The organism is Streptomyces sp. NRRL F-2580 (assembly GCF_000720115.1).
Lineage (GTDB): Bacteria > Actinomycetota > Actinomycetes > Streptomycetales > Streptomycetaceae > Streptomyces.
The window spans coordinates 153,280-171,676 of the sequence record NZ_JOIR01000029.1; the positions used below are offsets into that span (position 1 = coordinate 153,280).

Annotated in this window: 12 protein-coding genes and 1 pseudogene; 5 read left to right on the forward strand and 8 right to left on the reverse strand. The window is 69.0% G+C overall.

Annotation, left to right across the window (positions count from 1 at the left end; genetic code table 11):
- Positions 1-72: 72 nt before the first annotated feature.
- The 5 genes from IF88_RS0127745 to IF88_RS0127765 all read right to left on the reverse strand — a co-directional run bounded on the left by IF88_RS0127745 (position 73) and on the right by IF88_RS0127765 (position 7,090).
- On the reverse strand, positions 73-1,110 hold the full coding sequence (locus tag IF88_RS0127745; protein ID WP_030718209.1) for an ABC transporter substrate-binding protein: 1,038 nt from the start codon (positions 1,108-1,110) through the stop codon (positions 73-75).
- Positions 1,111-1,251: 141 nt separating this feature from the next.
- Positions 1,252-2,412: an acyl-CoA dehydrogenase family protein gene (locus IF88_RS0127750; protein WP_030718213.1), complete on the reverse strand. Its 1,161-nt coding sequence runs from the start codon at positions 2,410-2,412 to the stop codon at positions 1,252-1,254.
- A 7-nt stretch (positions 2,413-2,419) separates the two neighbouring features.
- A complete protein-coding gene (locus IF88_RS0127755; RefSeq protein WP_030718216.1) occupies positions 2,420-3,355 on the reverse strand; it encodes a hydroxymethylglutaryl-CoA lyase in 936 nt (311 codons plus the stop codon).
- Positions 3,352-5,442 (reverse strand): biotin carboxylase N-terminal domain-containing protein, encoded by a 2,091-nt coding sequence (locus IF88_RS0127760; protein ID WP_030718219.1) that lies wholly within the window; start codon positions 5,440-5,442, stop codon positions 3,352-3,354. Before IF88_RS0127760 ends, IF88_RS0127755 begins: the two co-directional genes overlap by 4 nt.
- A gap of 16 nt (positions 5,443-5,458) precedes the next feature.
- Complete coding sequence (locus tag IF88_RS0127765) at positions 5,459-7,090, reverse strand: carboxyl transferase domain-containing protein (RefSeq protein WP_030718222.1); 1,632 nt, start codon at positions 7,088-7,090, stop codon at positions 5,459-5,461.
- 99 nt (positions 7,091-7,189) lie between these two features.
- On the opposite strand from IF88_RS0127765, the gene IF88_RS0127770 reads away from it, so the two are divergent.
- Both IF88_RS0127770 and IF88_RS0127775 read left to right on the forward strand, forming a co-directional pair.
- On the forward strand, positions 7,190-7,768 hold the full coding sequence (locus IF88_RS0127770; protein WP_030718224.1) for a TetR/AcrR family transcriptional regulator: 579 nt from the start codon (positions 7,190-7,192) through the stop codon (positions 7,766-7,768).
- Positions 7,769-7,824: 56 nt separating this feature from the next.
- Complete coding sequence (locus IF88_RS0127775) at positions 7,825-8,625, forward strand: phosphatase (protein WP_030718227.1); 801 nt, start codon at positions 7,825-7,827, stop codon at positions 8,623-8,625.
- A gap of 700 nt (positions 8,626-9,325) precedes the next feature.
- Here the strand turns inward: IF88_RS0127775 and IF88_RS48305 are convergent.
- The 3 genes and pseudogenes from IF88_RS48305 to IF88_RS40975 form a co-directional block, all read right to left on the reverse strand.
- Entirely contained in the window at positions 9,326-9,781 is a 456-nt protein-coding gene (locus tag IF88_RS48305; protein ID WP_234323725.1) for a hypothetical protein, read from the reverse strand.
- Positions 9,782-10,131: 350 nt separating this feature from the next.
- Positions 10,132-10,416: pseudogene (locus tag IF88_RS48310) on the reverse strand (RHS repeat-associated core domain-containing protein); the annotation flags it as partial.
- Positions 10,417-10,729: 313 nt separating this feature from the next.
- Positions 10,730-14,752, reverse strand: a complete 4,023-nt coding sequence (locus IF88_RS40975) for an RHS repeat protein (protein ID WP_051837657.1) — start codon at positions 14,750-14,752, stop codon at positions 10,730-10,732.
- On the opposite strand from IF88_RS40975, the gene IF88_RS48315 reads away from it, so the two are divergent.
- From IF88_RS48315 to IF88_RS0127800, 3 genes are all read left to right on the forward strand, one after another.
- A complete protein-coding gene (locus IF88_RS48315) occupies positions 14,729-14,980 on the forward strand; it encodes a hypothetical protein (RefSeq protein WP_234323723.1) in 252 nt (83 codons plus the stop codon). The two genes, IF88_RS40975 and IF88_RS48315, sit on opposite strands and share 24 nt — an antisense overlap.
- Positions 14,981-15,072: 92 nt before the next feature.
- Positions 15,073-17,424: an FG-GAP-like repeat-containing protein gene (locus IF88_RS0127795; protein ID WP_030718233.1), complete on the forward strand. Its 2,352-nt coding sequence runs from the start codon at positions 15,073-15,075 to the stop codon at positions 17,422-17,424.
- Between the two features lie 123 nt (positions 17,425-17,547).
- Entirely contained in the window at positions 17,548-18,393 is an 846-nt protein-coding gene (locus IF88_RS0127800; RefSeq protein WP_078893183.1) for a DUF4253 domain-containing protein, read from the forward strand.
- The last annotated feature ends 4 nt before the right edge of the window (positions 18,394-18,397 follow it).

The following is an 18,397-nucleotide window of genomic DNA, read 5'->3' on the forward strand; positions in this document are numbered from 1 at the left end:
GCGGAGGATCCCCCTGGAAGTCGGAACGGCCTACGGGCGCCCGGGGTCACCGGGCGCCGCGGGTCGAGCGGGTCAGCTGACCTTCTTGGCGTTCTGGATGGACTTCGCGAGGTCCTCGAGGATCTGGGCGCACTTGGCGTACGAGTAGATCGGCTCGGTGACGCGCGGGGTGATCTGGCCGGCCTTGACCGCCGGGAGCTCGGCCCAGGTGGCCTTCGCCTTCAGCTCCTCCGGCTGCAGGGTGCCGGTGCGGTTGTCGAGCAGGACGACGTCGGCCTTGTACTTGCCGGCGTTCTCCCAGCTGAGGCTCTCGAAGAAGCCGCCCTCGTCCAGCTTCTCCGGGGTGACGAACTCGACGCCGAGCTGCTTGAAGTACTTCAGGTCGGCCGAGGTGTCCGGGGTGGAGACGTAGAACAGGTCGGCGGAGCCGGAGCCCACGAGCACCTTGACGCCCGGGTTGGCCTTGGTGGCCTCGCGCACCTTCGCGGCGGCGGCCTCGAAGCGGGCCTTCGCGTCGACGGCGGTCTTGGCGTTCATGTCGGCGCCCAGGGACTTGGCGAGGTCCGCGGTGCGCTCCAGCGCCTTGTCGAGGGTGGCGTCGCCGCCCACGGAGATCGCGGCGGCCGGGGCCAGCTTCAGGATCTTGTCCTTGGAGGCCTCCGGGACGTACCAGTACGTGCCGTCCCAGGTGTTGGTGACGAGAAGGTCGGGCTGGAGGGCCGCGTACTTCTCGACGTTGAAGTCGTCGTAGACGTTGCCGAGGATCTCGACCTTGGAGATGTCCATCGAGCCGGCCTGGACGTCGGGCTTGCCGTCGGCGGTCTTGGTCGGGCCGAAGACGCCCTTGACCGGGACGCCGTAGTCGTAGAGCGCGGCGGCGGTGCCGGTGAAGGCGACGATGTTCTTCGGCTTCGCCTTGGTGCTGACCTCCTTGCCGAGGTCGTCCTTGAAGGTCCAGGGGCCGGAGGCCGCAGCGCCGTTGTCCTTGCCGCCGTCGCCCTTCGCCGAGTCGGTGCCACCGCATGCGGCGAGCGCAGCGACGAGGCCGAGGGCGCCGCCTGCCGCGATGAATCCGCGGCGGGTGAAGGAGGAGGTTCGGGACTTGGGCATGTCGATGTCCGTTTTCGTGCGTATCCGGGCGGCCACTGAGCCGTTCGTGAGGAAGGTTAGCCTAACCTTGGCCGAAAACGGTAAGGGGGCCCTAAGTTCTTGGGCCCCCTCGTTCCGCCCGGACCCGGACGAACCCTGCGGCTAGGCGGAGAAGCCCAGTTCACGGGCGATCAGCATGCGCTGGACCTCGCTGGTGCCCTCGCCGATCTCCAGGATCTTGGAATCCCGCCACATGCGGGCTACCGGGTACTCGTTCATGAACCCGTAGCCGCCGTGGATCTGGGTCGCCTCACGGGCGTTGTCGACGGCCACGGTCGAGGAGTACAGCTTCGCGATCGCCGCCTCCTTCTTGAAGGGCTCGCCGGCCACCAGCCGGGAGGCCGCGTCGCGCCAGCCGATGCGGGCCATGTGGGCGCGCATCTCCATGTCGGCCAGCTTGAACTGGATGGCCTGGTTGTCACCGATCGCCTTGCCGAAGGCGTGCCGCTCCTTGGCGTACTTCACCGACTCGTCCACGCAGCCCTGCGCGAGCCCGGTCGCGAGCGCCGAGATGGCGATCCGGCCCTCGTCGAGGATCCGCAGGAACTGGGCGTAGCCGCGGCCCTCCGCGCCCACCAGGTTGGCCAGGGGCACCCGTACGTTGTCGAAGGACAGCTCACGGGTGTCCGAGGAGTTCCAGCCCACCTTGGAGTAGGGCGCGGCCACCGTGAAGCCCGGGGTGCCGGACGGGACGATGATCGAGGAGATCTCCGGGCGGCCGTCCGCCGTGCGGCCCGTCACGGCGGTGACCGTGACCAGACCGGTGATGTCCGTACCGGAGTTGGTGATGAAGCACTTCGAGCCGTTGATGACCCACTCGTCGCCGTCCTTGACGGCCGTGGTGCGGGTGCCGCCGGCGTCGGAGCCCGCGCCGGGCTCGGTCAGACCGAAGGCGCCGAGGATCTCGCCGGAGCACATCTTCGGCAGCCACTCCCGCTTCTGCTCCTCCGAGCCGAAGAGGTGGATCGGCATGGCGCCCAGGGAGACGCCGGCCTCCAGGGTGATGGCCACCGAGGAGTCGACGCGCGCCAGCTCCTCCAGGGCGATGCCGAGGGCGAGGTAGTCCCCGCCCATGCCGCCGTACTCCTCCGGGAAGGGCAGGCCGAACAGGCCCATGCGGCCCATCTCGGCGACGATCTCGTAGGGGAACTCGTGCCGCTCGTAGAGGTCGCCGATCTTCGGGGCGACGACGTCGTGCGCGAACGCCTCGACGGTGCGGCGGAGTTCCTCGTGCTCAGGGGTGAGCCGGTGGTCGAGGGACATGGTGTGACTACTCCTTGTGGGAGAGGGCGCGGACGGTGCGTGAGGGGCTGGGACGCCCCAGCTGTTCGGCCATCCACACGCTCGTGGCGGTGAGGGCGGCCAGATCGACCCCGGTCTCGATGCCGAGGCCGTCGAGCATCCACACCAGGTCCTCGGTCGCGAGATTGCCGGTGGCGCTCTTCGCGTACGGGCATCCGCCGAGGCCGCCGGCGGAGGCGTCGACGGTGGTCACACCGTGCTGGAGCGCGGCGAGGGTGTTGGAGAGGGCCTGGCCGTAGGTGTCGTGGAAGTGCACGCCGATGCGGTCGGTGCCGACGCCCGCCTCGTTCAGGCTGCTGAGCAGCTCCTGGACGTGGCCGGGAGTGGCGACGCCGATGGTGTCGCCGAGGCTCAGCTCGTCGCAGCCGAGGTCCAGCAGGGACTTCGCGACCCGTACGACCTGGTGGACCGGGACGGGGCCCTCCCAGGGATCGCCGAAGCACATCGAGAGGTAGCCGCGGACGTGCGCCTTCTCCTGCTTCGCGCGGGCCACGACGGGCTCGAACATCGCGAGGGACTCGGCGACGGTCCGGTTGAGGTTGCGGGAGGCGAAGGTCTCGGTGGCCGAGCCGAAGACGGCGATGCGGGTGGCCCCGAGGGCGAGCGCGCGGTCCAGGCCGCGCTCGTTGGGGACGAGGACGGGCAGGGCCACCCCGTCGAGGTCCGCGAGCCGCGGGAACAGCGCCTCGGCGTCGGCCAGCTGCGGAACCCACTTGGGGTGCACGAAGCTGGTGGCCTCGACGGTGGTCAGCCCGGCGGCGGCCAGACGGTGGATGAACTCCGCCTTGACCTCGGTGGGTACGGCGCTCTTCTCGTTCTGGAGCCCGTCGCGCGCGCCGACCTCGTGGATCCGGACCCGGGCCGGGAGGCCGGAGACCGGAACGGTCATGGGCAGGCGGTTCATTCGCCCTCCTCGTCCGGGGTGACGACGGCCAGGACCTGGTCCATCGCCACCGTGGTGCCGGGGGTCACGTCGAGCTCGGTGACGGTGCCGGCGTGCGGGGCGGAGATGACGTGCTCCATCTTCATGGCCTCGACGACGAGCAGGCTCTGCCCGGCCGTCACCCGGTCGCCGACGGCCACCTTGACGACGGTGACGGTGCCGGGCATGGGGGCGGCGAGGGTGTCCGCGCCTCCGCGTCCGGCCCCGCTGAGGTTCGCCACGACGGGGTCGTACGCCTGGACGTGCCAGCTGTCGCCGTCGCGGCCGAGCCAGGTCCCCTCCGGGGAGGTGGCGTGGCTGAACCGGTGCGTGACGCCGTCGAGTTCGACCGTGACGGTGTCGGGGGTGCGGGTGAGGATCCGGCCGCGGGCCGGTGCGCCGGGGGCGCTGCCCCCGGACCCCCGCGCCTCAAACGCCGGCGGGGCTGGATTTGGCCCGGACGAGTCCGAGATGAGGAGCTCGGAGTCCGTTCCCAGGGGGCGAGTACGAACCTGCACCGGATCCTGGCCGGGAAGGCGGAAGTGGTGGACCGTCCAGGCGGGCGTGCCGCCCAGACGCCAGCCGTTGGCGGCGTCGAAGGGGTCGGCCCACCCACCCAGCCCCTCCGGCGTTTGAGGAGCGGGTCCGGGCAGAGCCCGGGGACCCTGCGCCAGCAGGGCTGCAGTGGCGTACACCTCGCCCGGGACCCCCTCCGGCAGGAGCTCGGCGAGGTCGCGCTCCACCAGCCCGGTGTCGAGGTCGCCCGACACCACGTCCGGGTGCGCCAGCAGCCTCCGCAGGAAACCGGCGTTCGTCTGGACACCCAGGATCACGGTGTCCGCCAGAGCCCCCCGCAGCAGGCGCAGCGCACTGGCGCGGTCGGGCCCGTACGCGATGACCTTCGACAGCATCGGGTCGTACGTCGACCCCACCGGCACGCCCGCCGTCAGCCCGGAGTCCGTGCGCACGGCCCCGCCGTCCGGCTCGGAGAGGGCCAGGACGGTACCGCCCGACGGCAGGAACCCGCGCGCCGGGTCCTCCGCGCAGACGCGGGCCTCGATCGCGTGGCCGGTCAGCGTCACCCCGGACTGGTCGAAGCCCAGCGGGGCGCCGGCTGCCACCCGGATCTGCTGCGCCACCAGGTCCAGCCCCGTGATCAGCTCCGTCACCGGGTGCTCGACCTGGAGGCGGGTGTTCATCTCCATGAAGTAGTAGGAGGAGGGGTCCCCGCCCGGGACGATGAACTCCACCGTGCCCGCGCCGACGTACCCGCACGAGCGGGCCGCGTCGACCGCCGCCGCGCCCATCGCCGCACGCGTCTTCTCGTCGAGCAGGACCGACGGCGCCTCCTCGATCACCTTCTGGTGCCGGCGCTGCAGCGAGCACTCGCGCTCACCGAGGTGCACCACGTTCCCGTGGGCGTCCGCCAGCACCTGGATCTCGATGTGCCGCGGCCGGTCGATCCACCGCTCCACCAGCAGGGTGTCGTCGCCGAAGGAGGACTTCGCCTCGCGGCGGGCCGCCGCGATCTCCTCGGCCAGCACCATCTCGTCGCGGACCAGCCGCATGCCCTTGCCGCCGCCGCCCGCGGAGGGCTTGAGCAGCACCGGCATGCCGATCTCCGCCGCGGCCGCGACCAGTTCGGCGTCGGTCAGGCCGCTGCCGGAGGAGCCGGGAACCACGGGCACGCCCGCCGCCTTCACCGTCTCCTTCGCGCGGATCTTGTCGCCCATCAGCGAGATGGCGAAGGCCGGTGGCCCGATGAAGGCCAGCCCGGCGTCCGCGCAGGCCTGGGCGAAGGCCGCGTTCTCGGCGAGGAAGCCGTAGCCCGGGTGGACGGCCTCGGCGCCCGTGCGGCGGGCGGCGTCGAGGAGCCGCTCCACCGACAGGTAGCTCTCGGCGGCCGCCGCCGGACCGATCCGGACGGCCGTGTCGGCCTCCCGTACGTGCCGGGCGTCCGCGTCGGCGTCGCTGAAGACGGCCACGGAGCGGATGCCGAGCTCCCGCAGTGTGCGGATGACCCGGACCGCGATCTCGCCGCGGTTCGCGACCAGAACAGTGCTGAACATCAGTGAGGTCCTCACGTCACATACGGAAGATGCCGAAGCCCGGCTGCGTTTGATCCTTCTGGCCCAGCGGGGCGTTCGCGCACGCGGTCAGGGCCAGTCCCAGCACCTGCCGGGTCTCCATGGGGTCGATGACCCCGTCGTCCCACAGCCGCGCCGTGGCGTAGTAGGCGTTGCCCTGCTCCTCGTACTGCGCGCGGACCGGGGCCTTGAAGGCCTCCTCGTCCTCGGCCGGCCACTCCTGGCCCGCGCCCTCGATCTGGTCGCGCTTGACGGTGGCGAGGACCGAGGCCGCCTGCTCGCCGCCCATCACGGAGATCTTGGCGTTGGGCCACATCCACAGGAACCGCGGCGAGTACGCCCGCCCGCACATCGAGTAGTTGCCCGCGCCGTACGAGCCGCCGACGACCACCGTCAGCTTCGGCACCCGGGTGCAGGCCACGGCCGTCACCATCTTGGCGCCGTGCTTGGCGATGCCGCCCGCCTCGTAGTCCTTGCCGACCATGAAGCCGGAGATGTTCTGGAGGAAGAGGAGCGGGATGCCGCGCTGGTCGCACAGCTCGATGAAGTGCGCGCCCTTCTGGGCGGATTCGGCGAACAGGATGCCGTTGTTGGCGATGATCCCGACCGGGTGGCCGTGGATCCGGGCGAAGCCGGTGACCAGGGTCTGGCCGAACTCGGACTTGAACTCCTGGAAGCGGGACCCGTCCACGATCCGCGCGATGATCTCGCGGGCGTCGTACGGGGTGCGCGAGTCGACGGGGACCGCGCCGTACAGGCCGTACGGGTCCACCTTGGGCTCCTCCGGAGCCTCGACCGCCCAGGGCAGGGCCCCGCGCTCCGGCAGGGTCGCCACGATGTTCCGTACGATCCGCAGCGCGTGCGCGTCGTCCTCCGCGAGGTGGTCGGTCACGCCGGAGACGCGGGAGTGGACCTCGCCGCCGCCGAGCTCCTCGGCCGTGACCACCTCACCGGTGGCGGCCTTCACCAGCGGCGGGCCGCCGAGGAAGATCGTGCCCTGGTTGCGGACGATGACGGCCTCGTCGCTCATGGCCGGCACGTACGCCCCGCCCGCCGTGCAGGAGCCGAGGACGGCGGCGATCTGCGGGATGCCGGCCCCCGACATGCGGGCCTGGTTGTAGAAGATGCGGCCGAAGTGCTCGCGGTCGGGGAAGACCTCGTCCTGCATGGGGAGGAAGGCGCCGCCGGAGTCGACCAGGTAGAGGCAGGGGAGACGGTTCTCCAGGGCCACCTCCTGGGCGCGGAGGTGCTTCTTGACGGTCATCGGGTAGTACGTGCCGCCCTTGACGGTGGCGTCGTTCGCGACGATCACGCACTCGCGTCCGCTGACCCGGCCGATGCCCGCGATGACCCCGGCGGCGGGGGCGGCGCCCCCGTACATGCCCTCGGCGGCCAGCGGGGCCAGCTCCAGGAAGGGCGATCCGGGGTCGAGGAGGGTGTCCACGCGGTCGCGGGGGAGGAGCTTCCCGCGGGCGGTGTGGCGGGCGCGGGCCTTCTCGCCGCCGCCGAGCCGGGCCGCGTCGAGCCGGGCGCGCAGGCCCTCGGTCAGCTCGCGGTGGGCGGCCTCGTTGGTCCGCCAGGCCTCGGACGCCGGGTCCGCGGCGCTCGTCAGCACTGGTGCCTGCTGCATCGGTCGAGCTCCCTTGCTCGGTGCACGCTGTTAATAAGCGTTAACGCATGTACGGCCTAGGTTAACGAGCGCTAACGGCCCTGTCTAGAATGGTTTCCCATGAGCACCAGAGCGGCCGCCCCCACCCGTCGCGAGCAGATCCTCAGTGAGGCCGCCCGCCTCTTCGCCGCGCGTGGATTCCACGGTGTCGGCGTCGACGAGATAGGCGCCGCGGTCGGCATCAGCGGCCCCGGCCTGTACCGGCACTTCGCGGGCAAGGACGCCATGCTCGCCGAGCTGCTCGTCGGCATCAGCGAGCGGCTGCTGACCGGCGGCCGCCACCGGGTGGCGCAGGCGGCGGGCGCCCCGGAGCGGGTCCTGTCCTCCCTCATCGACGGGCACATCGACTTCGCGCTCGACGACCGTGCGCTGATCACGCTGCACGACCGGGAGCTCGACCGGCTGCGGGAGGCCGACCGCAAGCTCGTACGGCAGCTCCAGCGCCAGTACGTGGAGCTGTGGGTGGAGGTCGTACGGGAACTGCACCCGGAGGTCGCCGAGGCCGAGGTGCGCGTCTCCGTGCACGCGGTCTTCGGCCTGCTGAACTCCACCCCCCACCTGGCGGCCCTGGGCCGGGAGGCGACGGAATCGCTGCTGCGCCGCCTCGCGCACGGGGCGTTCGGGGCGCTGACGGCATGACCCGGGGCGTCCGCCGATCGGAATGGACGCGCCGCCTCCGCCCGGGCGGCGGCAGAATGGCCCGTATGCCGAAGCCGATAGAGACGCCGAGCCGTGCCGAACTCATCGACCATCTGGTCCGTACGCGGATCGCGGGGCAGGTGGCGACCCCGCGCGAGAACAACCTCTCCCACTACCGCAAGCTCGCCAACGGCGACCGGCACTACTGGCTCGGGCTGGAGCTGGGCGACCGCTGGACGGACGAGCAGGACGTCCTCGCGGTGATGGCGGAGCGGTGCGGGGTCGTGGACGACCCGGCCTTCCGGTACGGCCAGGACACCATCGACCCGGAGCTGACCGTGGCCGGCCTGGACCGGCTGGCGGCGCGGCTGCGCAAGGCGGTGCTGGACCGGCAGAGCGTGCTGTTCGCCACCGGCCACCCGGGCGGACTGCTGGACGTCCACCGGGCCACGGCGGCGGCCCTGCGCGCCGCGGGCTGCGAGATCGTCGTCATCCCGTCGGGCCTGGTGGCCGACGAGGGCTCGGTGTGGCAGTTCGCCGACGTCGCGGTCCTGGAGCGGGGCGCCACGCTCTGGCACACCCACTCCCCGGAGCCGATGGCCGCGATCCTGGACGGCCTGACGGCTTCGGGCCGCCCCCAGCCGGACCTGGTCGTCGCCGACCACGGCTGGGCGGGCTGCGCGGCCCAGCGCGGCCTGGACGCGGTCGGCTACGCCGACTGCAACGACCCGGCCCTGTTCATCGGCGAAGCCGAAGGCACCCTCCAGGTCGCGATCCCCCTGGACGACCACGTCCGCGACCCCCGCTTCTACGACCCGCTGGTGGCGTACCTCCTGCAGGCGGCGGGTTTGAGCTGAAGGCGCCGCCACAACGGACAGGGGAAAGCCCCGGCCGGAAATCCGGCCGGGGCTTCCTCGTGTCCGGGCCAGGGGAATTCGGCGCGGCCGCGATGACCGCGTGCGCCGATGTAGCCCCGGGATCCCCGAGGTTGCCCGGCGGGGAGTGCCCGCCGGACCACCCCTCGTGATCACTGGCCGGCCAGTGTCACGATCAGGCAGAGGACGAAAAGGATGACAGAGGCGAATTCCGGTACGAGGCTGGACCGCTGCTGGCGCATAGGCCCTCCCGGCGCCCCGGACGCGGCATGTCGCATGGCTTCCATGTCGACCAAGAGCCGCATTCTTGCATTTTTTCCTCCCAGGACTCGTTGGAAGGCCCGAGGGCAAAATTTCCCTCCGCCGACTGCTCTATTCACCAAGTAAAGATGATACCCAAGGGGAGTTCGTCGCCATTTCAGTTCAGAAATCTCCGACCATGGAATACATACCGTGCGATACGGCTCGCGAACAACGAGGTGCTCCTTCTCCATGCGCAATCCAGGGGCGAATTGGAATCGCCATATGATGCACAGGAATGGGGGGCAGGTCATCAACGCCGCGGCAAGCGGGAGGTAAGAGTCGTGCGTCGAGCTAATGGCCTCGACCAGGACGATCACCGGAATGGTGAGGAATATTCCAGAATAGAGGAGGCCTTTCAGTATATTGCTTGTCGACCTCTTCATTCTCGCCACATCCCCCTGAACCCGAAAGTCGTCACGACCCTGTCGGCTATGGTTTGCGCGATCGCTCCCTCGCCGACAAAGCCGAACGCTACACCAGACAGGTCCCCCACGAAGCCGAGAATCTGCTCGGTGCAACCCTGGGCGCCGCTGGAGTAGGACCCGCAGGCGTGGATGACCATGGGTACCCGGATGACGGTCTTGCCGACCATGGACCACTTGGCGATCGACGCTCCGACTGCAGCGCACGGCATATTCCCCCAGAGGGCACACCCTGCGCCGCCCACCGCGGACACCGTGGCGATAGTTCCAGCGGTCTCGTTCGCGAGGGAGATACTGTCCTTGTTCTCGTCGATCCAATCTTCGATCGCCCACGCGTTCTTCTTTGTTTCGCTATTCCCTCTGCATTCCTCAATATTGCTCCCCCCTTCACGCAGTCCTGAATTTCCATCCAAGTCTTCTGCTCTTCCACTGTGTAGTCGGAAGTTCCTTGGTAGCCGTTTTGCCGCATCGACTTGAATTGATCGGTGGTGAGGGGAGCGCCAAGGGCGTGTTCAACCTTCTTGGGGGGCGGTGCCGGCTTCGACCCCTTCCCCGGTGTTTTGAAGTAGGTCCCATTGATACCGCAATAGATCACGCACCCGCTGGACTTCTTTCCGTATCCGGCGCTGTACCTCCTGGCTGCTTCGACGACCTTTTCGGGAGCGGCCTCGAAGCCACCGTCGCTGTCGCCTTCGAAGTACCGGAGGCCGTCCGGGTCGGAGTAGGTGAAGGGGTTGTTGGCGGAGTAGGTGTAGCCGTGGAGCTGCTGCGAGTCCTTCAGGTCCATGATCGGGTCGACGGAGATGAATCGGCCGATCATGGGGTCGTACTCACGGGCACCGATGTGGGTCAGGCCACTGTCGTTGTCCTTCGTGCCTCCGACGAAGGTCTTCTCGCCGGCCCAGGCTGTGGCCTGGCTGCCGCGAGCCTCACCGAAGGGCCCGGTCTTGCGGCGTGTGACCGTCTGCGTGGCATCAGCCGTGATCTGGGTGGTGCCGGTCCCGTGGTGATCGCTGAGAGTGAAAGTCAGCTTGCCGCCCGTGCGCATCGCGACATCGCCGTAGTAGCGGGTCCCGGTGATCGTGCCGGCCTTGTCGAGCTTCAGCTCGTTGTCCCCGGGCAGGTACAGCGTGGTGGTGTCCTTCTCCTTGCGCAGAATACGTTCACCCGTGGCCGAGTAGACGAACGAATTCGTGGACGTGCCCTGTGCGAGGGATTTGAGGCGTCCCTCGGCGTCCCAGTCGAGGTACTGGGTTTCACCCGTGCCGCTCTTGCGGGTCTTGGTGTTGCCGATCGCGTCGTAGGTGAAGGTTTCGTCGTGCGGGGCGGTGCCGGTCTGGGTGACCTTCGGCAGGTCGTGCTTACCGGGCGTAGGGGGCGCGTACGTGCGGACGGTGTCCGCGGTCGGGCCCGAGGCGGTCTTGTGCTTGGTCTCCGTCTTGCGGTTGCCGACGGCGTCGTAGGTGTACGTGGTCCAGTACGGGTCCTCGCCACCGATGACGGAAGCCGACGGGGCGGTCGCGCAGGTCTCGCCCTTGTCGGTCCAGGCCTCGGTGATGCGGCGCAGGGAGTCGAGGTTGACGCACTGGGTGTCCGTGGTCCGGGCGGCGTCCTGGCCGTAGGCCGAAGCGATCGCCGTCAGGTTGCCGACGGGGTCGTTGGTGTACTTGGTGTCCTCGATCCGCTGGGGCGCAAGCTCCCCGGTCGGCGACGGTGCGGGTGAGGGTACCGGTGTGCTCGTCGTACTCGTTCGTCCGGTACAGGCGCTGGCCGGACGCGCCCAGCTCCTGGCGGATCGTGCGGCCGTAGTGGTCGTAGGTCATCGCCGACACGAGGCGACTGCTGCCTGCGCCCATGTTGTTCAGCAGGCCGGAGACCGACTTGTAGGTGCTGCCGACCGTCTCGGCCGGGAGACCGCCCATGGCCGGGTGCCTGGTCGTGAGGACCTGGCCGACGATGTTGTAGGTGTTCGTCCACTTGTAGGTGCCGGCCAAGGCGCCGGTGTCGGGGGTGGACGGAACGGTGACCTGGGATTCGAGAGGTTGGTAGAGGTCGTTGTAGGCCAGGACCTCCGAGGTGTACGCCTTGCCGTCGACGTAGCGCGTGGACTTGGCCGGCTGGCCCTTGGCCACGACGTCGTAGACGGACGACGTCAGAGTCGTCGATCCCTGCTTGGTGGCGACGGGACGGCCGAGGTCGTCGTAGTCGGTGTGCAGGGTGACGTCGCGGGCGTCCGTGACATCGGTGACGCGGTCACCAATGTCGTAAGCCGTCTTGGTGACGCCCTTGTCCGGGTCGTTCACCTCCACCTGGCGGCCGCGGACGTCGTAGGTGTACGTCCACTTGGCGTTGCCCGGGTCGGTGACCTGGCTCAGCTGGCCGAGCTTGTTGTAGGTGTAGACGGTCGACTGCGAGGCGGTTCGAGCCGGGTCGGTGTACTGCTTGGTCTCGATCGTGCGGCCCAGCGCGTCGACGACGGTGGTGCTCGTGGTGCCGCCCGGGGGCGGGCTGACGGTGATGGTGTCGCCGGTGTAGCTGGTCGTGGTGCGCTTGGTCTCGGTGCCGAACTTCTTGGCGATCACCGAGGCCGGGCGGCCGGCACCGTCAAAGAGGATGTCGGTGGAGGACGGGTAGTTGAGCTCCTGTCCCGTGACCAGATCGGGCGAAGGCGTGCCGTCGGCGTAGTACGTACCGGAGGAACGCCACGCCAGGCCGCGGGTATCATAGAAGGTTTCCGTGACCAGACGGCCGGCCAGGTCGGGTGGCTGGGTCTGCGTCTGGCGCTCGCGCAGCAGACCGTCCTGGATGGAGTGGACGACGGAGTACTTGTAGTCGTGGGTCAGCGTCTTGGACGTGACGACGTTGGGACCACTGTTGCGGACGGTGTACTCGAACACCCGGCTCGGCAGGTCCGGGTTGGCCTCCGCGGTCCAGTTCGGCACCCAGACCTTCGTCACCCGGCCCAGTGCGTCGTACGCGGTCGTGGTGACCTTGCCGTTGGGGTCGGTGACCTTGGTCGCCTGACCGCGCAACGGGTCGAGCTGGCTGGTGACGGTGTGGCCCAGCGCGTTGGTCGCCGTCATCGCGGTCGGGACCTCGCCGGTGGCCGGCGTGTAGGCGGTGGTGGCGACCTTTCCGTAGGCGTCGGCGGCCGCCAGTGCCCGGCCGTACATGTCGTAGCAGAGCTGGTTCTTGTCCGCACCGCAGGTGGACGGGATGCTCGACGTGGTGTCGTAGCCGTCGCCCTTGCCGTTGATCTTCTCGGCCTTCGTCACCAGACCCGTGCCGGGTACGGTGCCGAGCGTGCCGTTGTCGAAGTAGGTGCGGGTGTCGCTGATGACGTCGCCCGGAGTGCTGCCGGTGGTTTCGCAGGGCAGCGCGACAGTTTCGACGTGGCTCTGCCGGTCCAGGATCCAGGTGGCGGTGTTGCGTGCGTAGCTGGTCCTCGTGCAGGACTCGTCGCCGGTCTTGGCGGTGTCACCGGTGCTCGACTGCCAGTCGACCATGCCGTACTCGTCGAAGTGGTGGCTGGTCTCGGTCGTGCGGGTGCCACCGGTGACGGTGGTGCGGGTCGACTCCTTCTCGACATTGGTCTTGTAGGAGACGAGGTTGGGAAGGCCGGGGCGAAGACGCTTGGCCACCTCACCCGAACGCCACGGCGTGCTGGACGTGGCGCTCACGAGCTTGCTCGTGTCGTCGCCTTCGTAGGTGGCCGACTCGCGGACCATGCCGGCGAACTCTGGCCGGTCCGTGACCGTGGCCCCGGTGCCGTCCTTGACCGCCTTGCCGTCGAGGCCCCGGAAGTAACGTCTCTCCGACAGCGTCTTCGGGTCACTGGCCGCACCGGTGCGGGTCTGGACCAGTTCGTAGCCGCGTGGGATGGAGTGGACGCGGTCCTCGGCCTTGGTGAACTCGCTGGTGTCCTTGTCCCAGGCTGCCCCGCCGACGTAGGTGTACGAGGTCACCTTGTCGGGCGTCGAGGCAAGGTTGTCGCCCTCCACGATCTGGGTGACGACGTAGATGTTGAACCAGTCGAGCTTGGAGTCGTCGCCCTCCCACACCCACTTGACCGGGTAGCAGCGGGTGGTGTTCGTCGCGTCCGCGGCCGGGAGCGCGGTGGGCGTGCAGTCCTGTTGGGAGTAGGTGACACCGATGGTGCCGCCGGTCTCCGTGTTGACCTGGGACATCCGCAGTCGGATGTAGGGGGCCAGGCCGTCCCCGGTCTTGTCCACCCGGTTGGGGCGCGGTTCACCGGCGAACGTGACGGGATCGAACGGGACGTCCGTCGCGGCGCCCCCCTTGGCGGTGCGCGCGATGGACTTCAGCCACATGGGCGTGGAGATGCCGTCGCCCGCCGGCGGGAAGTTCTGGTCCAGGGTCCAGGAGTCGACGTCCTGGTACGCGCCGCCCGTGAGGATCTTGGTGTTAATCCCGGTGAGGCGTATCCGCGACCAGAACGTCGGCGAGAACTGGCTCTTGCATTCCGTGGACCCGTCCTTGCAGAACATGTCGTACGGCGAGTCCGGCCAGTTCGTGGCGTTGGCTTCGTCGAAGGTGCCGCAGCCGGTGAGACAACGCTCGCTGACGTCGAACTTCACCTGGGCCATGGCCTTGCCGGTGTAGACCGCGTCGGAGCGCAGGCCGTAGTCGATGTGGTCGAGCCAGCCGCCACGGATGTACGGCGTGACCGTGGCCTTGCCGGTGGTCTCCGAGAAGTTGCGGCCGTAGTTGTTGGTCTCGGTCTTCCAGTAGTACGCCATGGCGCTGCCGCCGGGGGCGACGACGTAGTCGAGCTGCCAGCGCCAGGCCTGCTGGCACCACGCGCTCGCGAACGAGGCGTTGTAGCAGGGTTCGCCCGACTGGTTGCCGAAGACCGGGACGGTCCAGGTCGAGTTCGTCGTCGGGTCGTCAGGGGCCGTGCCGTTGTCCTTCCAGCCGGGAAGACGGTTCAGGCCGAAGAAGTACTGCGTGCCGTCGATCGTGGTGATCTTCCAGTGCTCACCCACACCATCGACGCCCGCGGTGCCCTTGTCGCCGTTGGTAGCACCGGTGAGCTTCTCGACCTTCTCGCCCGAGTCCGTGGCCGGGTGCCAGCCCTTGCCCTGCTCGAACACGAGCTCGGTCGACTTGCCGCCCAGCGACATCGTGGCGTTGTCGTTGAACCAGCACTGGTCGCCGACCTTGGTGGCATTGGTGCCACCGGTCTTGTCGTCGTTGCAGGACTTGTACTTGCGTTCGATGAAGCCGGGTTCCCAGTTCCAGCCGTCACCGATCCACGAGCTCTGGCTGTTGGACGCACCCGTGCGGCCGTCGACGGACTGGGAGCTGTAGCCGAGCGAGATCTGCGGGGCGAGCCCGCGGTGCAGCAGTCCGCGGCCAACCACTGGTCGAGCGTGACCCTGGGCCTGTTCGCGTCGGACGAGACCGACGAGTTCCAGTGGAAGCGTTTCGACGCGAAGACCATGACGCTGGAGATCGAGTACAACAATCCGCCGGACACGCCGTCCGACCTGGGGACCTCCCCCTGGGTGCCCTGCGTCCAGGGCGGATCGATCGGCAATGCCACCATCAGCGTCAACGGACCATCTCAGACCGTGATTCGGGGAACCTGAGCACCGAGTTCCAGATCTTCAGGGACGGCCAGAGCGCCCTCGCCGCCAGCCAGCACATTCCGGCCAACAACGGCAAGGTCGCGACCTGGAACGTGCCCGACGCCTCCCTTCCCGACGGGGGCTACACCTGGAGGGCGCGTACGACCGACCAGGACGGTGCGCAGTCGGCCTGGTCCCAGACGTGCAAGTTCACCGTTGACCGTAGCCGGCCGGCGGAGGCTCCGAAGATCACCTCGACTGTCTTCCCCGACGGAACGAAGGGCTGGCCCCAAGGCACTGGCAAGGCCCGTCAGGAAGGCGACTTCGTCCTCTCCGCCAACGGCGACAAGGACGTCACCTGGTACGGCTACTACACCGACTGGGACCCGGAGGTGAGGAGCACCTCCGTCGCCGCGGGCGCTTCCTTCACCGCTAAGCTCACCCCGCCCGGCGCGGGCCCGCACTTCGTCTACGCCTTCAGCCAGGATGCCGCCGGGAACCGTTCCGACACCGCTGCCTACCAGTTCTACGCGGCGCGCACGGCAACGGTGGACGTGCCCCACGACCTCAACGGCGACGGCTTCCGCGACATCTGGAGCAGCGACCTCTTCGGCAGCCTCCTGACCTACACCGGCCAGGGCAACGGCAAGTTCTCCGCAACCGTCAGCTCCGCCAACTCCTTCGCCCGCTCCCAGGTGGCAGCCTTGGGCGACTGGAACGATGACGGCTACAACGACATGCTCGCTCTCGAGCAGCAGGCCGGCATGACGCGCAAGACGCTGTGGGTCTACGAGAACAACGGCCAGGGCACCGTCGACAACCACACCGAGAAAACCGCGGACCGGCCCCAGGACGACCACTGGTCCGACGCCGAGCAGATCATCGCCCCTGGCGACCTCAACGGCGACAAGGTTCCGGACATCCTCGTCAAGCAGGGCAACAAGCTCTGGGCCTACTACAACACCCTCTGGGGCGCCCTCGAAGCACCCGTGCTCGTCGGCGGCACCGACTGGGACAAGTACACCGTCATCGCCCCCGGCGACCTCAACAAGGACGGCGTGCCCGACCTGTGGCTGAGGGACAACGCCAACGGCGACATTCTGCGCACCTACGGAAAGAAGAGCCCGGAAGAGGGACAGGCGGTCGACCTGGCCACGTGGGGCACTCAGACCCGCAGCCGGGTGGGTTCCGGTGTGACGCAGGCCGGCTACCCGCAGGTCAGCTCCTCCGGTGACCTCAATGGTGACGGTGTCCCCGACCTGTGGGCCCGTCAGTCCGACAACACCATGGTCGGCTGGCCGGGGAAGCTCTCCACCGACGGCAGCACCGTCGGCTCCTTCATGCCCCGCTTCGAGATCGACGGCGTGCCGGGCGCCCGCATCCCCAGCGGCACCACGCTGGCCTCGGGGCAGGAGTTCGCCAGCGGCAACTCCAAGCTGCTGATGCAGGCCGACGGCAACCTCGTGCTCTCCAGCAAGGACAACAAGCAGCTCTGGGCCACCGGGACCAAGAGCCCGGGCGCCACGGCCCGTATGCAGAGCGACGGTAACTTCGCCGTTTACGCTGCTGACGGCAAGACCGAACTGTGGAGCAGCAAGACCAGCACTCCGTACTCCTATGCGGTACTGCAGCCTCGCGGCGTGCTCGTCGTCTACAGCGCCTCCGGGCAGAGCCTGTGGACCAGCGGTTCCCAGAGCCGGCCGGACTACAACGGCGACGGTTACACGGACGTGGCGGTCCGCGATGTCAACGGTCATCTCTGGATCTACCCGGGCACCGGCGGTACGGGCACCAAAACGCTCGGCGACAGGTACCTCGCAGGCAACGGCTGGTGGCGTGATCACTGGACGAACGTGTACACCACCGATTTCAACAACGACGGATACACCGACATCGTCGCGCGGAACCATCTCGGGGACCTGTGGGTGTATCCGGGCACCGGAAGGACCGGAACCAAGACGCTCAACAACCCCGTTCTGATCGGTACCGGCTGGAACATCTACCCGGACCTCGGCTTCGGCGACATGAACGGCGACGGCCGCACGGACGTCATCGGCCGTGACGGCGGCGGCAACCTGTGGGTCTACCCCCACAGTGGCGGCACCGGCACCCAAGCCCTCAGCAGCCGGTTCTCCATCGGCGTCGGCTGGGGGGCTGCCGACTGGCCCACCCTCCGGTTCGCCGATCTGAACAACGACAACAAGATCGACGTCCTGGCGCACCGCAACAACGGAAAGCTCTACCTCTACCCGAACACCAGCAACGGTTCCATCAGCCTCGGCAGCCCCAGCGTCGTCGGCGAGGGCTGGTGGAACGGCGAATGGAACCCGTTCGCCGGCGACCTCAACAACGACGGCAAGCCGGAACAAGTCGGCGTGACCCGTATCGGGGAGCTCCACGACTTCACCGGCACCGGCAGCACCCTGATCGGCGTCGGCTGGACCGGATACGACATCGTCCTCTGAGCCCGGTTCGACCAGTGAGGGGGTGAGGTCCGCGAGGGCCTCACCCCCTCCGTCGCTCACCGACACCGCGGCCTGCACGGTGCACAAGGCCCGTTGTCAGTGGTGGTGGCTACGGTCGGTCGTATGTCGAAGACGCCGGAGACACCGAAGACGCCGAAGGTGCACCGCTCGTTGGCCGTGCTGGTCGGTGATCCTCAAGGGGTGGTTCTGGGGCTGGAGTTGCCGGCTGGTGGGGTGCTGAGCGTGCGGGGGGAGCCGCTGTTGTGGGTCTCCGACGGGCCCGTGGGGGTCGGGGCGCTCGCCGCGCACCGGAGCCCGGCCCTGGCCGCCGCCGGGTTGCAGGCGGTGCTGCTCCAGGGCCGGCGGGGCCTGGAGGAGTGGTGGCGGGACCGGGAGCTGCGGCCGCAGCGGATGTCCGACCCGGACGACCACCACGTCGAGCCGGTGCTGCGCGACTTCTGGCACGGTGTGGTCCCCGACCCCGAGGAGGGGGAGGAGGGGGATGAGATCATCGCTCCCTTCGGCCGGGACTGGCCCGGGCTCGCCGAGGCGGGGCCGGTGGGAGGAGCGGACCCGGAGGTCGCGGCCTGCGAGCTGGCAGACGAGTTGATCGGGAGCGGGTCCCTGCCGAGTCCGCGGCTCGCGCTGGTCCCCGCCGCCCGCGGAGCCGACGTACCCACGGCGATGGGCTGGTGCGGGCCGACCAACCACGAGAACGACACCGCCCGCATCAGCGCGGTCCTGCGGTCGTGGGAGGACCGGTTCGGCGCCCGCGTCGTCGCCCTCGGTTTCGACGAGCTGTACGTTTCGGTCGCGGCCCCGCCGCCTACGGTCGCCCGGGCGCTGCCGGTGGCCGCGGAGCACTTCGCCTTCGCGCCCGACAACATATGGCAGGGCTGCGGCACGATCCGCGCCTACGCCGGCGAGGCGGTCACCGGCAGCAACCTCTGGGGGTTCTGGTGGGACTGAGCCC

Coding starts and splice junctions, on each gene's coding strand:
- IF88_RS0127745 (WP_030718209.1), bottom strand. CDS start 1,110: ATGCCCAAGTCCCGAACCTCCTCCTTCACCCGCCGCGGATTCATCGCG.
- IF88_RS0127750 (WP_030718213.1), bottom strand. CDS start 2,412: ATGTCCCTCGACCACCGGCTCACCCCTGAGCACGAGGAACTCCGCCGC.
- IF88_RS0127755 (WP_030718216.1), bottom strand. CDS start 3,355: ATGAACCGCCTGCCCATGACCGTTCCGGTCTCCGGCCTCCCGGCCCGG.
- IF88_RS0127760 (WP_030718219.1), bottom strand. CDS start 5,442: ATGTTCAGCACTGTTCTGGTCGCGAACCGCGGCGAGATCGCGGTCCGG.
- IF88_RS0127765 (WP_030718222.1), bottom strand. CDS start 7,090: ATGCAGCAGGCACCAGTGCTGACGAGCGCCGCGGACCCGGCGTCCGAG.
- IF88_RS0127770 (WP_030718224.1), top strand. CDS start 7,190: ATGAGCACCAGAGCGGCCGCCCCCACCCGTCGCGAGCAGATCCTCAGT.
- IF88_RS0127775 (WP_030718227.1), top strand. CDS start 7,825: ATGGCCCGTATGCCGAAGCCGATAGAGACGCCGAGCCGTGCCGAACTC.
- IF88_RS0127800 (WP_078893183.1), top strand. CDS start 17,548: ATGTCGAAGACGCCGGAGACACCGAAGACGCCGAAGGTGCACCGCTCG.